General features: G+C 65.2%; 14 protein-coding genes. 9 read left to right on the plus strand and 5 right to left on the minus strand.

Features of this window, described 5'->3' with window-relative positions; genetic code table 11:
• Positions 1 to 35 precede the first annotated feature (35 nt).
• From NBW56_RS04760 to NBW56_RS04770, 3 genes are read left to right on the plus strand one after another with little or no spacing between them, the layout of a single operon-like run.
• Positions 36 to 245 carry a DUF4244 domain-containing protein gene (locus NBW56_RS04760; RefSeq protein WP_065248421.1) on the plus strand — a complete coding sequence of 70 codons (210 nt, stop codon included), beginning with the start codon at positions 36 to 38 and terminating at the stop codon, positions 243 to 245.
• A gap of 2 nt (positions 246 to 247) precedes the next feature.
• A complete protein-coding gene (locus NBW56_RS04765; protein ID WP_074298304.1) occupies positions 248 to 655 on the plus strand; it encodes a TadE/TadG family type IV pilus assembly protein in 408 nt (135 codons plus the stop codon).
• A complete protein-coding gene (locus NBW56_RS04770; protein ID WP_250258167.1) occupies positions 652 to 1023 on the plus strand; it encodes an Rv3654c family TadE-like protein in 372 nt (123 codons plus the stop codon). Before NBW56_RS04765 ends, NBW56_RS04770 begins: the two co-directional genes overlap by 4 nt.
• On the opposite strand, the gene NBW56_RS04775 is transcribed toward NBW56_RS04770, so the two are convergent.
• A complete protein-coding gene (locus NBW56_RS04775) occupies positions 980 to 3427 on the minus strand; it encodes a DEAD/DEAH box helicase (RefSeq protein ID WP_250258168.1) in 2448 nt (815 codons plus the stop codon). The genes NBW56_RS04770 and NBW56_RS04775 overlap by 44 nt on opposite strands.
• Before the next feature lie 54 nt (positions 3428 to 3481).
• Here NBW56_RS04775 and NBW56_RS04780 point away from each other — a divergent pair, with 54 nt between their 5' ends.
• The 5 genes from NBW56_RS04780 (at position 3482) to NBW56_RS04800 (ending at position 10946) form a co-directional block, all read left to right on the plus strand.
• Positions 3482 to 5104, plus strand: a complete 1623-nt coding sequence (locus NBW56_RS04780; protein WP_250258169.1) for a DUF7059 domain-containing protein — start codon at positions 3482 to 3484, stop codon at positions 5102 to 5104.
• A gap of 78 nt (positions 5105 to 5182) precedes the next feature.
• On the plus strand, positions 5183 to 7879 hold the full coding sequence (gene topA, locus NBW56_RS04785; RefSeq protein WP_250258170.1) for a type I DNA topoisomerase: 2697 nt from the start codon (positions 5183 to 5185) through the stop codon (positions 7877 to 7879).
• A gap of 24 nt (positions 7880 to 7903) precedes the next feature.
• Positions 7904 to 9004, plus strand: a complete 1101-nt coding sequence (locus NBW56_RS04790) for a Gfo/Idh/MocA family protein (RefSeq protein ID WP_250258171.1) — start codon at positions 7904 to 7906, stop codon at positions 9002 to 9004.
• A gap of 35 nt (positions 9005 to 9039) precedes the next feature.
• Entirely contained in the window at positions 9040 to 9801 is a 762-nt protein-coding gene (tmk, locus tag NBW56_RS04795) for a dTMP kinase (protein ID WP_250258172.1), read from the plus strand.
• On the plus strand, positions 9798 to 10946 hold the full coding sequence (locus tag NBW56_RS04800; RefSeq protein WP_250258173.1) for a DNA polymerase III subunit delta': 1149 nt from the start codon (positions 9798 to 9800) through the stop codon (positions 10944 to 10946). The genes tmk and NBW56_RS04800 overlap by 4 nt, the downstream gene beginning before the upstream one ends.
• A gap of 6 nt (positions 10947 to 10952) precedes the next feature.
• Here the strand turns inward: NBW56_RS04800 and NBW56_RS04805 are convergent, their stop codons facing one another.
• The 3 genes from NBW56_RS04805 to NBW56_RS04815 all read right to left on the minus strand — a co-directional run bounded on the left by NBW56_RS04805 (position 10953) and on the right by NBW56_RS04815 (position 13093).
• Positions 10953 to 11825 (minus strand): DUF3027 domain-containing protein, encoded by an 873-nt coding sequence (locus NBW56_RS04805; RefSeq protein WP_250258174.1) that lies wholly within the window; start codon positions 11823 to 11825, stop codon positions 10953 to 10955.
• A gap of 3 nt (positions 11826 to 11828) precedes the next feature.
• Entirely contained in the window at positions 11829 to 12212 is a 384-nt protein-coding gene (locus NBW56_RS10135) for a cold-shock protein (protein WP_284346091.1), read from the minus strand.
• A 203-nt stretch (positions 12213 to 12415) separates the two neighbouring features.
• A complete protein-coding gene (locus NBW56_RS04815) occupies positions 12416 to 13093 on the minus strand; it encodes an endonuclease III domain-containing protein (RefSeq protein ID WP_250258175.1) in 678 nt (225 codons plus the stop codon).
• A 163-nt stretch (positions 13094 to 13256) separates the two neighbouring features.
• Here NBW56_RS04815 and NBW56_RS04820 point away from each other — a divergent pair, with 163 nt between their 5' ends.
• Positions 13257 to 13934 carry a Crp/Fnr family transcriptional regulator gene (locus tag NBW56_RS04820; RefSeq protein ID WP_065248830.1) on the plus strand — a complete coding sequence of 226 codons (678 nt, stop codon included), beginning with the start codon at positions 13257 to 13259 and terminating at the stop codon, positions 13932 to 13934.
• Between the two features lie 94 nt (positions 13935 to 14028).
• Here NBW56_RS04820 and NBW56_RS04825 read toward each other — a convergent pair whose 3' ends face one another.
• The gene (locus NBW56_RS04825) at positions 14029 to 14877 is read right to left on the minus strand and encodes an MBL fold metallo-hydrolase (protein WP_250258176.1); all 849 of its coding nucleotides are present in this window, start codon (positions 14875 to 14877) and stop codon (positions 14029 to 14031) included.

Below are 14877 nucleotides of genomic sequence, written 5' to 3' on the forward strand. Positions count from 1 at the left end.
GCAGCACAGAAGAATCCTTGAAGGGGGATACATCAATGACCGATACGACTACTCACACCAAGCCGAATAGCGCCTCACTTCGTGAAACTCTCGCGGATGACACGGGAGCGACGACCGCAGAATATGCAGTCACGATCGTCGCTGCGTGTGCTTTTGCCGCGCTCTTGTTCGCCGTGCTCACGAGCGGCGAAATGCAGGGCATTCTCACGAGCATTATCCAGGGCGCCCTCCACTCGGCGAGCTGAGCATGGTACCGGAAACCGAGCAACGTGCCCGACCGCTTAGGCGAGCACTTCGAGCGGATTCCGGTGCGGCCACGGCGGAGACGGCGGTGGTGCTCATCGCCGTCTTCGCTCTTCTCGCACTGATCGTCTCACTCGGAGGGCTCTTCGTGAGCCACGCACGGTTATCAGAAGGCGCTCGCACCGCGGCGAGGGAAATGATGATCTCCGCAGATCCCCAGGGAGCGATCGCGAAGGCGAAAGTCGTGAGCGGTGACGGGGCATCATTCAACATCAGCACAAGCGGCGATTGGGTCACGGTCAATGCTCATGCCACCTGGCGCGTGGGCGGGCCCGTTCTCGGTATGACCTTTCCGCTTGAGGCCAGCGCTCACACGCGACTCGAGCCGCATCTGGTAAGGAACGGGCCGTGAGGGCACGCCTCAGCGAGGAGCGTGGCAACGCTACCGTGACCGCACTCGGGGCCATCGCGATTACCTCCGCCATCCTCACCGTGCTCGTCACGCTCGGAATAGTCCATCAAAGCCGGTCGCTAGCCGCCTCAGCCGCCGAGCTTTCGGCGCTTTCGGCCGCTGATGCGCTCGCAGGTGGTGGCGCCGCCGGCGAGGCATGTGCAGTTGCCCTTGAGGTCGCCGAGAAGCACGGAACGATTCTCGAAAGCTGCGAGACGCAAGGTTTCGAGGCGCGGATAGCGGTCGCCGTAAGGGTGCACATCCCGCTACTCGGGGCTCAAAGCCTCACCGAGTTGGCGCGTGCCGGCCCAGCTCCCGCAGAACCGTGAGCGCACCCGCCTTGCTGAGGGGGTCGTTACCGTTGCCGCATTTCGGGGACACAATGCATGCGGGGCAGCCCGCCTCGCATTCGCACGCCTCGACCATGTCGGCGGTCGCACGAACCCATGCGGGGGCGCTTTCGTAGGCGCGTTCGGCAAAGCCGGCTCCGCCTTGCGCGCCGTCGTACACAAAGATCGTGGGTTTTTCGGTATCGGCATGCAGAGCGGTAGACACGCCGCCGATGTCCCACCTGTCGCACGTTGCGAGCAGGGGAAGCATCGCGATTTGGGCGTGCTCGGCCGCGTGCAGGGCGCCGGGGAAGTCGGCCTCCTCGAGGCCCCACGCGTGGAGAAGGTCGGCGGGGATCTCGAACCACACGGCTTTCGTCGCGAGGGTGCGCGCGGGCAGATCAAGCGGGTGTTCGCCGAGCACAGCGGAGGTGTAGATGTCACGCACTTGGTAACCGGTGACCTGGTCGGTGACCTCGACTTGCCCGAAGCACACGGCGATGTCACCCCACCGTTCGCTGCGCTCGACCTGGCGCACGCTGATCGACGAGGTCTCTTGCGGCTGGGTGGTGTGCTGCGGGCTCTCCCGACGCACCATCGCGACGGCGTTCTCCACATCGAGGTGATTCACGACGTAGCTCGCACCCTGATGGAGGTACACCGCGCCGTCGTGCACGTGCTGGTGGGCGCTCGCGCCATCGACCGTACCGATGAGCTGCCCGCTGGCTTCGTCCACGATCCTCACCCTCTCACCTCCGCTCCCCCGCAGGTCGGTAAGGTCGTGCGGCCGCTCGTCAAGCGTCCAATACCAGCCGTGAGGCCGACGCCTGAGGATGCCCCGCGCCGCCAAGCTTTCGAGAAGCTCCCTGCTCGTGGGGCCGAAGATCTCTTCCTCCCCATCGCGGATGGGGATCTCCGCCGCGGCTGAGCACAGGTGCGGTGTCATGACATAGGGGTTGGAGGGATCGAACACGGCGGCCTCGACTTCGGCGCCAACGATCATCTCGGGGTGGTGCACCACGTACGTGTCGAGCGGGTCCTCGCGCGCGATAAACATTGCGAGGGCATCGCGAGCGTGAGCTCCGTGAGAGCGCCCTGCACGCCCGAATTGCTGCCACAGCGATGCTCGCGTTCCCGGCCATCCCGTGACGAGCACCGCATCGAGCCCCGAAATGTCGATGCCGAGCTCGAGTGCATTGGTGGAGGCGAGGCCCACGAGCTCCCCCGAGCGCAGCGCCTGCTCGAGAGCGCGACGTTCCTCGGGAAGGTATCCGCCTCGGTAGGCCGCGATGCGCGTCGCACGATCGGCAAGCAACGCGGAGCCGGTCGCTTCCGCCGCGGCGTTCACCGCGCGCTGTGCGCCTTTCGCGACCAGCTCGCTTGAGCGCCGCGAACGCGTGAAGGCGAGCGTTTGCGCCCCTTCACACACGAGATCACCGAGCAAGGCTCCCGCCTCGGTGGGGGCTGGGCGCCGTCGGACCTCCACGTGAGCTTTCACCCCGGCCTTTGCGGACTGCTCGCGCTCCGCCTTCGCCCTGCGTGCGGCCTCGCGGGCATCCTCCCCCTCGTCAAGATCGGCGATGCCCGGCTCCCACAGGGCGATCGTGAGGGGATTCTTTGGCGAGCCGTCCTCGGTGACAGCCGTGACGCTCCGGCCCACGAGGCGCGAAGCGCTCACCTCGGGGCTCGCACTCGTCGCGGAGGCGAGCACGAACGTGGGATGCGCCCGGTAGTACTCGGCGACCCGCGCGAGACGCCGCATAAGCATCGAGACGTGCGCCCCGAACACGCCGCGGTACACGTGGCACTCATCGATGATGATGTAGCGCAGCGTTCGAAAGAACGGAATCCAGTGCTCGTGGCCCGGGAGAATGCCGTAGTGGAGCATGTCGGGGTTCGTGAGCACAAGGTTGGCGTGTCGCCGCACCCACCGCCGCTGGTCGAGCGGGGTGTCGCCATCGAACACCGCTGCCCGAACCTCCCTCAGATTCGCCCCGCGCGCGAGGCGTTCAATCGAGGTGAACTGGTCGTAGGCGAGAGCCTTGGTGGGGGCAATGTAGAGGGCGCTCGCTCGCCTTGCCGCGGGGTCCTCGCGGCGCGCTTGAATGTCGGTAAGCGCCGGCATGAGATAGCCGAGCGACTTCCCCGACGCAGTTGAGGTCGCGATGACCGTATCGCGGCCCGCGTGAGCGAATTCGGCGGCCTGCGCTTGATGCCACCACGGCCGCTCAACCCCGTGTGCTTCGAGAGACGTGCGCAGCGAAGAGTTCACCCATCGCGGCCACTCGGCGAAGCGGGCCTCGCGCGCGGGGCGATGTTCAACGAATCTAAGCGAGTCGGTGCGATGCGGTGGCGCCGAAAGGCGCGCGAGCGCGCGCTCCGCATCGAAAGCCTCGCCTTTCACGTGCCGCCTCCACTCATCTTCGCTCCACTCACGCGGTACGCCACAATGGTAGGCATGAGCACGGCACACACAAGCAGCACTCTTCCCCCGACGCCCACGATCGACCCCGTTCTCCTTGCGCGACTGCGCGACGACCTCGCCTCGGCGCGCTACACCGCCGACGGCATTGACGAGATCCTCAGTGCCCCCGCCCGGGCAGCGCTCGAGCGCGAAAACCCGATCCCGGCGTTGCGCGAGCTCGGTCCGCTCGCCGAAAGCGGCACCGCGAGCGCGACCCTCATGCGCCTGTTTACGCTCGGTCGCACCGCTACGCGCACCGAACTCGACCGCGCACTCCCGCACGTACGCACCGAGGGACTTCTTGCGCTCGGCCTCGTGCGGGAAGTGGGCGGCGAAAATTCCGACGCCGCCTCAGCTTTCACCGCGACGTTCGATCTTCGCCCGTACCAGGCCACCGATGATTTCGGCGACATCCTCTGGTGGATCGTTTCCGATCTCGGCGAACTCGCGACGGGCCGCGCGCTGGAGGGCGAGCATGTTCTCGGTATCGGCGGGGCCACCTCGACTCTCATCGCGATCACGCCGCGCACGAAAGTCACTCGAGCCCTCGATCTCGGCACCGGTTGCGGCATTCAAGCGCTTCACGCGGCCCGCCACGCGGCGCACGTCGTCGCGACCGACATCTCCGAACGTGCGCTTACGCTCACCGAGTTCAATGTCGCCCTCAATCACGACACTCTGCCCGCGAGTCACGTGATCGAGACCCGCAAGGGCTCGATGCTCGAACCCGTGAGCGGCGAAACCTTCGATCTCATCGTCTCCAATCCCCCGTTCGTGATCACGCCCCGCGTGGCGGGCGCCGAAACGTGGACCTATCGCGACGGCGGCGCGGAGGGCGACACGCTCGTGGCGAGCCTCCTTTCCGAAATCGACGACTATCTCGCGCCAGGCGGCATCGCCGCGATGCTCGCCAACTGGGAGATCACCGCGGGCGCCGAGTGGGATGCGCGGCCGCGCACATGGCTCGAAAACTCGAGTGCGAGCGCGCTCATTGTTCAACGCGACATCGAGGATCCGGCGTCCTATGCCTCGACGTGGCTGCGTGACGGTGGTGTCACCGACCGCGACGAGCGCTGGACGCCCATGACGAACGCGTGGCTCGACGACTTCGCCTCCCGTAACGTCGCCGGCATCGGATTCGGCCACGTGCTCCTCACGAAGCCTCGCGACGGGGAGAAGCGTTTCGAGCATTACGCCTTCATCGAGACCACCGGCTCCGGTCCCCTAGGTCCCCGTTACGCGGAGATGCTTCGGGCACGCGCGCACCTTGCACAGCTCGACGACGCCGCTCTCGGCGAACTCGTCCTCGCGCGCGCCGACGACGTGATCGAGCGACGCCACTACACTCCCGGTGACGAGGACCCCATGGTGATCGACCTTGTCCAGGGCGGGGGTTTCGGGCGTACGCTCCAGATTGACACCCACACCGCGGCCATCGTCGGCCCCCTCACCGGTCAGTACCCGCTGAGCGTGTTCCTCACGGCCTACGCTTCCCTCCTCGAAGCCGCTGACCAGGCCGAACATGCCGAAGCTGCACGTGACGCAATCATGCGCACGACGCGTACCCTCGTCGAATGGGGCTTTCTCCACATCGTCGAGCAGCCAAAAGCCGCGTAGTGTTACGGTACGGTTCAGGGCAAACCGCGCGGCACCATATTCCCGCCACGCACACACCGCAGTAAGGAAGTACATCGAGTGAGCGCTCGCAACCTCGTGATCGTCGAGTCCCCCGCGAAGGCGAAAACCATCGGGAAATACCTCGGGGACGACTTCACGGTCGCCGCCTCCGTGGGGCACATTCGTGACCTTCCCCTGCCCAAAGAGCTGCCCGCCGACATGAAAAAGGGGCCCTACGGTCGCTTCGCCGTCAACGTCGAAGAGGGCTTCGAGCCCTACTACGTCGTGAACCCCGACAAGAAAAAGACCGTCTCCGAGCTCAAGAAGCTCCTCAAAGAGGCCGATGCTCTCTACCTCGCCACCGATGAGGACCGCGAGGGTGAAGCGATCGCGTGGCATCTTCTCGAGGCCCTCAAGCCGAAGAAATCGCTTCCCGTGTACCGCATGGTTTTCCACGAAATCACGAAGGAAGCCATCCAGAAGGCGCTCACCGAGACTCGCGAGCTCGACATGCCGCTCGTCGATGCTCAGGAAACCCGCCGCATCCTCGACCGTCTCGTGGGCTACGAACTCTCCCCTGTGCTGTGGCGCAAGGTCCGCCGCGGCACGAGCGCGGGCCGCGTTCAATCGGTCGCGACGCGTCTCGTTGTGGAGCGCGAACGCGAGCGCATGGCCTTCACGTCCGCCTCGTACTGGGATCTGACGGGCGAATTCATCACCTCCGAAATGAGCGACCGCAGCGTCGACACGCCCGCGTTCACCGCGCAGTTGCGCACCCTTGATGGCCAGCGCGTCGCCACGGGACGTGACTTCACGGACGAGGGCGAACTGAAAAAGAGCCTCAAGGGAAACGTCACCGTCCTGACCGAGGAAAGCGCACAACTTCTCATCGAAGCGCTCGAGGGGGCCAAGGCCACCGTCGGAAATCTCGAGTCCAAGCCTTACACGCGCCGCCCCGCAGCTCCCTTCACCACGAGCTCCCTCCAGCAGGAGGCGAGCCGCAAGCTGCGCATGGGCGCCCGCCACACGATGTCGACCGCGCAGCGCCTCTACGAAAACGGCTACATCACCTACATGCGTACCGACTCGGTCGTGCTCTCCGGTGAGGCAATTCGCGCGAGCCGCGCGCAGATCCAGGAAATGTACGGCGCCGAGTACGTCCCGGACCGCCCCCGCGTGTACACGAGCAAGTCGCAGGGCGCGCAAGAAGCGCACGAGGCGATTCGCCCGGCGGGTTCGAACTTCCGCACGCCCGCGCAGGTGTCGAACCAGCTAAGCGGCGACGAGTTCCGCCTCTACGAACTCATTTGGAAACGCACCGTGGCCTCCCAGATGGCCGACGCGAAGGGCACGACCACGTCGGTCACGCTCGATGTTGAAGGCAAGGGGCGCACCGCCCACTTTGGTGCCTCGGGCACGATCATCACATTCCGCGGCTTCCTCGCCGCCTACGAAGAGGGTCGTGACCAATCGCGCTATGCCGAGCAGGACGGCAAAGATAAGCGTCTCCCCCAGATGAAGGAAGGCCAGCAGCTCACCGCTGCCGAGTACACGCCGAACGGGCACGAGACGACTCCCCCGCCGCGCTACACCGAGGCCTCGCTCGTGCGCGCACTCGAGGAACGCGGAATTGGCCGTCCCTCCACGTACGCCGCCACAATCTCGGTGATCCAAGACCGCGGCTATGTCGAGAAGAAGGGCACGGCGCTCGTGCCGAGCTGGCTCGCCTTTAGCGTTGTGCGTCTTCTCGAGGAGCATTTCGGAAAGCTCGTGGACTACGAGTTCACGGCCGACATGGAAGCCGGTCTTGACCGCATCGCGGCGGGCAATACCGACCGCGTGCACTGGCTGAGCGACTTTTATTACGGCAAGTCGGGCTCTTTCGATACGCCCGTCGAGGGTGGCCTCAAGGCGACGCTCGATAACCTTGGCGAAATCGACGCGCGCGCGATCAACACCGTCTCGATCGGCAACGGTATCGACCTGCGTATGGGCCAGTACGGGCCCTACATTGAGCGTGCGGTCGAGGGCTCCGATACGCCTCAGCGCGCGAATGTGCCCGCCGATCTCGCACCGGATGAGCTCACGCTCGAGAAGGCCGAAGAGCTCATGACCCGCGCGAAGGACGACGGTCGCGTGCTTGGCCGCGACCCTGATTCGGGCTTCGAGATCCTCGCGAAGGATGGCCGCTACGGCCCCTACGTCACGGAAAACCTTGAGCTCGACGAAGAAACGAAGGCGCTTCCAAAAACGAAGCAGCCGAAGCCCCGCACCGCTTCACTGTTCAAGGACATGGATCTCGCCACCGTCACTCTCGAGGACGCCCTCAAGCTCCTCTCGCTTCCCCGCGTCGTGGGGAAGGACGCGGAGGGCGTTGAGATCACCGCGCAAAATGGCCGCTACGGCCCGTACCTCAAGAAGGGTACGGACTCTCGTTCACTCGAGACCGAAGCGCAGCTGTTCACGATCACCGAGGAGGAAGCCCTCGCGCTCTACGCCCAGCCGAAGCGGCGCGGGCGGGCAGCGGCGAAGCCTCCCCTCAAGGAGCTCGGCGTGGATCCCACGAGCGAGAAACCGATCGTGATCAAGGACGGCCGCTTCGGCATGTACATCACGGACGGCAAGACCAACGTGACGCTCCGCAAGGATGAATCGCCCGAGACGATGACGCATGAACGCGCCGTGGAGCGTCTCGCGGAGAAGCGCGCGAAGGGCCCCGCGAAGCGGAAGACGACGCGAAAGTCCAGTTCGCGCGCGAAGTCCTCGAAAAAATAGGGGTAGCCGGCGTACGGTGGTTGCATGACTGCACCACTGACGCTGCCTGCCATTACCGTCCCCGATCCGGCCGAAGCACCTGGCCTTCGCTGGGGTGTGATCGCGCCCGGCGGGATCGCCAGGAACTTCATCGGCACGATGCACGCGGCCACCGCCTCGCGCCTCGTTGCCGTGTGCTCGCGCTCGCTCGAGCGCGCGCAGGTTTTCGCGAGGGATTTTGAGTCCGACGCCGGCTACGCCCACGCCTATGCCAACGTTGACGAGTTCCTCGCCCACGAGGGGCTCGAAGCCGTCTACGTAGCCTCCCCTCACGCGCAGCATTTCGCGCTTGCGAAGAAGGTGCTCGAGGCGGGCATTCCGGTTGTGATTGAAAAGCCGATGACGCTCAACGCCGATCAGGCACGCGAGCTTTTCGCCCTTGGACGTGAGAAGGGCGCGTACGTACAAGAGGCGATGTGGTCGTGCTTCATGCCGCACTACGACGTGATTCGTCAGGTGATCGAGTCGGGAGTGATCGGCGAGGTCACCGCGGTCATCGCCGATCACTGCCAGTACTTTCCGTTCGACCCCGAGCATCGGCTATACGCACCTGAGCTTGGCGGAGGGGCGCTGCTTGACCTCGGCGTGTACCCGCTCGCCTTCGCACACTGGGCTGCGGGATCGCCGACGCAGGTGCACGCCACGGGAACCCTCACCGCAACGGGGGTCGACGAGATGGTCTCGATCTCGGGTCTCTCGGGCCGCACCGTCTACGCCGTGCACACGGGGCTCGGTGCGCGCAGTTCGGTCGAGGCGCACGTGCTCGGCACACGCGGCAAAATCGACGTGGACTCGTGGTTCTTCGTGCCGAATTCCTTTACCGTGACCCAGTTCGAAGCGGGGAAAAACGGCGAAGACGTGACCGAGCGTTTCACGTACGAGGATTCACTCCCCTACGCCCTTCCCGAGCATCCCGATGGCGGCAACTACGGCATGGCGTTCGAGATCGCTGAAGCCGCGCGAAACATTCGCGAGGGAAAGCTCGAATCACAGCGCTGGGGCGAGCGTGACACCCTCGCTGTTCTCGAGGTGATGGATCGCGTGCGTGAGATTGTTGGCGTGCGCTATCCGGGCGAGGAGAACTAAGGGGCGCACTCATGCGCACCTGAGACAATGGGGCCATGTCGAGCATCGATCCCACAGCACCGCGCACGCCTCTCACTCCCGCCACGGCTTCGCCTTCCCCCACGGGCCTTTTCGTGACGTTCGAGGGTGGCGATGGAGGCGGCAAGAGCACGCAAATTCCGCTGCTCGAAAAATGGCTTCGGAGCGGAAGCTCCCCTTTCGCGGGGGCCGAGGTCACCGTGACGAAGGAGCCGGGCGGGAGTCCGCTCGGCGCCCAGATCAGGGAGCTGATCCTCCACTCCGATCACGTTTCTGACCGCAGCGAGGCTTTGCTTTACGCTGCCGATCGCGCTCATCACGTCGAGACCGTCGTGCGGCCAGCCCTCGAATCAGGCGGGATCGTGATCGGTGATCGCTACCTCGATTCCTCCGTCGCATACCAGGGAGCGGGCCGCGCGCTCGATCCAAGCGATGTGTATGAGCTCTCCATGTGGGCTGCCCAGGGTCTCCTCCCCCATGTCACGTTCCTCCTCGACATCACCCCCGAGGCTCTCGCCGAACGCCGCGAGAAAGCCTCGCTCGATCGCCTCGAGCGCGAGGGCATCGAGTTCCACGAGGCCGTACGTGCCGCCTTCCTCGATCTCGCACGCCGCGACCCCGAGCGGTGGATCGTGATCGACGCTTCGCGGTCGATCGACGACGTCCACGCCGAGATCACGCAACGCCTCGCGGACTGGGTTCGCGTCAATGCCCACACCCTCACCGGAGCGGCCGAGCATCCTGTCGAGGGCACTACCGAACCGGATTCGCTCCTGTGAGCGTCTACGACACGGTCGTTGGCCAAGCAGCCGCGGTCGCGCAGCTGTCGCGTGCGGCCTCGCCCGAGGGCTCTCTCGCCCAGGCGTGGCTCATCGCGGGCCCGCCCGGTTCCGGTCGCTCGAGCATCGCACGTGCTTTCGCCGCGAGTCTCTTGTGCGATCATCCCGTGAGCGGCCAGGGCTGCGGCGAGTGCCAGCCATGCCGCACCGTCCTCGCGGGCAGCCACGGCGACGTCACTGTCGTGCGCACCGAAACTCTCACCATTTCGAAGAACGAAGTTCGGGAGCTCGTCTCAACCGCGCAGCGCGCACCAGCATCGGGCCGCCACCGCGTGCTCATCATCGAGGACGCCGACCGCATGAGCCCCGGTACGTTCAACGTGCTCCTCAAGGCCATCGAGGAACCGCCCCCGCGAACCGTATGGATGCTGTGCGTGCCCTCGCCCCAGGACCTCGCGCAGACGATCCGTTCGCGCTGCCGCGTCGTCAACCTCCAAGTGCCCCCGCCCGAAGCCGTCGCCGCGCTCCTCATCGACCGTGATGGGATTTCACCCGAACTTGCGCACCGGGCTGCCGCGAGCGCCCAGGGTCACATCGGGATCGCCCGCCGCTACGGTCTGAACCCCGATTCTCTTGCCGAGCGCGAGGATTCGGCGCGGAAGCTTCTTGCACTCACAAGCGTCGGCCACGCCATCGCCTTCGCGAAAACGCTCATCGAACGCGCCGAATCCGAGGCGCACGCCGAAGCAGACGAGGCGAGTTCGCGCGAACGCGAAGCGTTTATGCGCGGTGCTGGAATCGAACCTGGCGGGCGCATCCCTCCAGCTCTTCGCGCCCAGGTCAAGGCCCTCGACGACGAGGCGAAGCGGCGCGCAACCCGGCTTGTCCGTGACGTCATCGACCGCTATCTGCTTGACATTCACTCGGTGCTTCGGGACGTGCTCGCGCTCCAGCTTGAAACTGACGCGCCACTCGTCAACCCCGGCATTGAGCGCGAGCTGAGCGAGCGCACGCGCGTGCACTCGCCGGAGACGACTCTCGCGCTCCTCGATGCCGTGGGCACGGCACGCGAGCGGGTCGGCATGAACGTGCCGCCGCAACTCGCACTCGAGGCGCTCCTCGCCGCGATCGTCGCGGCGCGCTGAACCTCTTTACTCTTCCTCGGTGGCCTTCTTCGCGGCGAGCTTTTCCTGCTCTTTCTTCAGGAGCGCCTCGTCGATGATCGACTTTTCCTCGAACCGGTCTTCGTAGTCCACGGCTTCTTCGTCGAGGACCTTCTCGGGTAGGTCCCCCGCGATGCTCTGTTTCTCAGCGTCGGTTTCCGAGTGCGCACCACAGCCGTACTGGAGCGACACGACGCGACCATCGGCAGGCGACCACTCATTCGTGCAAATGCCGAACTCCTGACGCAGTGAACCATTGAGCAGGGAGAGGAAACCGCACGAGGCGCACTGCGCCTTCACCGTACCTTTGCGCCCGCGCTTGCTGACTTCACGAGGCCCGAAGTTGCCGCTCATCCAGCGTTTCGCGGCGTCCTCGCGACCCTCGCGTGACAGCACTCGCTTGCGGCCAAGCCCCAGCTCCCACACGGCAACCCGGTCGGCTTCCTGATCATCGGTCTGCTCGTAGCCCTGCTCGAGGCGCGCATCATCGGCGTTGTAGGGGAGCACATCGTTTTCGCCCACGTCGCCGGGGCGCAAACGCTCGGACCACGGCTCCCATTCGGGGGCAAGAAGCGATTCTTCGCCTGGAAGGAGCGCCGTTTCGCACACCGTCGCGACCTTCGCGCGCGGGGCACGAGCGAGCACGGCCACCCAGGTCCACCCCGCGTACCCGGGCATCGTCGCCTCAAAAAAGTGCGTCACGAGGCGCTCACCGCTTGCCTCGGCGCGTACGTGCGCGCCAACCTGATCGGGCTCGGCAACCTCGAGTACGGCAGCGGCAGCCTGTTCAATCGCGGCCGCGCACACGGCATCGAGCTTCGGAGCGCGCGTGCGCGCCTTCGCGGGGGCGGTGGAGGTCATGAATTAAGCCTCAAAGTTGTCGGCGACGGCACGCAACACGGTCGCAATTTTCTGCGCATGGCCCCTATCGGGGTAGCGGCCGTGGCGCAGCCCATTCGAGGCGCCGTCGAGAAGTTGGATGAGGTCCTCGACCATGACGGCCATGTCCTCGGGCTTGACGCGACGTGCGCGAGCGATGCTCGGTGCAGGATCGAGAAGGCGCACGGTGAGCGCCTGGGGGCCACGGCTGCCATCGACCATGTCGAACTCAACGCGCTGGCCCTTGCGTAGCTGCTGAACCCCTTCGGGGAGGGTCGACGCATGCACGTACACGCTCTGGCCATCCTCGCTCACGAGGAAACCAAAGCCTTTTTCAGCGTCAAAGAACTTGACCTTGCCGTTCGGCACAGTGATTCCGCCTTTTCTCTCGAGCGCTCACGCGCGTGAAACAGGCTCTAGTCTATCGCGAGCGTTCCGCCGTGGAAAAGGGCAGGCGGTGCCATCACGGCACAGGTCACCTCGGTGCGATATCCAAGGTTCACCGGGTGGGCTTTCGAGTCCGACGCCAGTGCCGCCACGGGGCTTCTTTCTTTTGAAGGCGCGCCTTCGCGTTACTGAGCGAACGCGCTTGGGCACGGAGTCTCGAGTGCCGCGAGCGGGCACTGGGCACACGCAGGTTTTCGCGCCGTGCAGAGGTTCCGCCCATGGAAGATCAACCGGTGCGAAAGCATCGTGAGGTCCACGAGGTCCCGGCAACCGTCGGACTCGGTACGCGCCGTCACGTCCCGCTCAACCGTGCGCGGGGTGGTGCTTTCACTCCATCCGAGCCTTCGCGCAAGTCGACCCACGTGCGTATCGACCGTGAGCAGTGAGTGACCGAACCACACTCCGCGCACGACATGCGCCGTTTTCCGCCCCACGCCCGCGAGTGATTCGAGGGCCTTTTGATCGTCGGGCACCTCTCCGCCGAAGTCTGTGGCAAGGCGCGCGGAGAGCTCCTGCACGTGGCGGGTGCGGCGCGTGGCCATCCCAAGTGGGCGCACAATGGATTCGATCTCTTCCTCGGGCGCCGATGCCATCGCTTGCGCATGTGGCCAGCGTTCGAACAGCTCGGGAGTCACGGCGTTCACGCGCGCGTCCGTGGTTTGCGCCGAGAGCACGGTCGCCACGAGAAGTTCGAACGCCGTAGAAAAGTTCAGTTCGCATTGCGCCTCGGGATAGAGCTTCGCGAGCTCGAAATCGACACGCTCCACCGCGGGAATTGCCTGGTCCTTCAGTCCCGAATTCATGAGGCCATTGTGCACTCGTGTCCAGGGACGCAGAAACCGCGCGGCAAGTTTCCGGATTTCTCTAGGCCTGATCACGAATCAGGTATTAGTGTTAAGAAGTACGCGTGTGCGCAACGCACACCCCAAAAATTTCCGCTACACCAGCGCAACCACAGGAGGAACCGTGGACGAGAACATCGTTCGTTCAGCACCGCTATTCGCCGCGCTCGATGACGACGGCAAGCAGGCTGTCCTCGCTTCGATGACTCAGGAGGACTTCCACCGCGGCTCGGTCGTGTTCCGCGAAGGTGACCAGGGCGACCGCCTCTTTATCATCGCGAGCGGCAAGGTTAAGGTCGGTCACGCCTCCGGCGACGGTCGCGAGAACCTTCTCGCTGTGCTCGGCCCGGGCGAAACTCTCGGCGAGCTTTCGCTTTTCGATCCGGCACCGCGTAACGCCACGGCAACCGCCGTTGCCGAGACGACCCTCTACTCGCTCTCTCAGCAGGACCTCTACCGTGTGCTCGCCCAGCGCCCCGAGGTAGCCCGCCACCTCCTCGCTTCGCTCGCACGCCGCCTGCGCAAGACCAACGATTCGCTCGCGGATCTCGTGTTCGCGGACGTTCCCGGCCGTGTCGCGAAGAACCTCCTCGACCTCGCTCAGCGCTTCGGCCGCCAAAGCGATGAGGGCATCATGGTCTCGCACGGCCTTACGCAGGAAGAGCTCGCCCAGCTCGTCGGCGCTTCGCGCGAAACAGTGAACAAGGCACTCGCCGACTTTGCACACCGCAACTGGATTCGCCTCGAGGCTCGCGCCGTGCTGCTCCTCGACATCGAGCGTCTGCGCCGCCGCGCACGCTAAGGAACGCGCGAAACACTCTGCAACAAAGGAAGGGAACGAACCCCTAGCGGTTTGCTCCCTTCTTTTTCTTCCGGCTCTCGCCTCATGAGCGCGGCTAAGCCCGGTCGGCACCTGTGATGTATTCAAGCGCCGCGCGAATGTTGCGCTCCGAACCCTCTCGGAAGCTCTCGAGATCGCTCTTGCGCGCGCCCTCCTCACGCAGGGCCGCGTAATCATGTCCGTAAATTTCCTCGAACATGCGCCGCACCGTGAGAACACCGCGCTCGCGCGCTTTCCTCACCTGCTCGAGTCTCTCGCGCCGATGTGCGAGGGCCTCCTGGGAAGCAACGAGCGCCTCGTGGGGGGCTTCAATCGGTTTCCCGTGCCCGGGGTAAAGACCCGAGATGCGCCCGTCCATACACATCACGCGAATGATATTGAGGCACTGAAGGTATTCGTGGAGCGTGCAATCCTCGCCCACAACGGTCGGTGCGCCGTTGAGGAGGGTGTCGCCCGTGAGCAATTCACCGCCCTCAAGGAGCAGTCCAATCGAATCAGCCGTGTGGCCCGGGAGGTGAATGACGTCGGCGACGATGCGGCTGTCGAGCGAGATCTCGCTCGGAACGGGGGCCGCGCCGGGCACGAGGGCGGGCTCGGCAGCCCACAGCGGCACGGTGATGCCGGTTGCGGAGCTGAGGGCTCGCCGTACCATCGACGTGGCACCCGTGTGGCCTTCGTGGTGGTGGGTCACGATGATCCCCCCCACTCGCCGCGCACCGGTGGCGACAACCGCGTCGACCACCCTTTGGGCGTGCTCGCGCACCGCGGGACCTGGATCAACGATCCACACGGTGCGCTGAGCGGTAAAGATATAGGTGCGCGTGCCGTCAAGCGTTCGCGGCCCTGAATTCGGGGCGAGCACCCACGAAAGCTGCACGCCGGAAGAATCGGGCTCGCGGTTCAT

Source organism: Dermabacter sp. Marseille-Q3180, assembly GCF_940792985.1.
Lineage (GTDB): Bacteria > Actinomycetota > Actinomycetes > Actinomycetales > Dermabacteraceae > Dermabacter > Dermabacter vaginalis.

What these genes read in the sequence shown, in the direction of transcription:
- tmk (WP_250258172.1), top strand. Translation starts at nt 9,040, where the DNA reads ATGTCGAGCATCGATCCCACAGCACCGCGCACGCCTCTCACTCCCGCC.
- NBW56_RS04805 (WP_250258174.1), bottom strand. Translation starts at nt 11,825, where the DNA reads ATGACCTCCACCGCCCCCGCGAAGGCGCGCACGCGCGCTCCGAAGCTC.
- NBW56_RS04790 (WP_250258171.1), top strand. Translation starts at nt 7,904, where the DNA reads ATGACTGCACCACTGACGCTGCCTGCCATTACCGTCCCCGATCCGGCC.
- NBW56_RS04760 (WP_065248421.1), top strand. Translation starts at nt 36, where the DNA reads ATGACCGATACGACTACTCACACCAAGCCGAATAGCGCCTCACTTCGT.
- NBW56_RS04825 (WP_250258176.1), bottom strand. Translation starts at nt 14,877, where the DNA reads ATGAACCGCGAGCCCGATTCTTCCGGCGTGCAGCTTTCGTGGGTGCTC.
- NBW56_RS04780 (WP_250258169.1), top strand. Translation starts at nt 3,482, where the DNA reads ATGAGCACGGCACACACAAGCAGCACTCTTCCCCCGACGCCCACGATC.
- NBW56_RS04815 (WP_250258175.1), bottom strand. Translation starts at nt 13,093, where the DNA reads ATGAATTCGGGACTGAAGGACCAGGCAATTCCCGCGGTGGAGCGTGTC.
- NBW56_RS04765 (WP_074298304.1), top strand. Translation starts at nt 248, where the DNA reads ATGGTACCGGAAACCGAGCAACGTGCCCGACCGCTTAGGCGAGCACTT.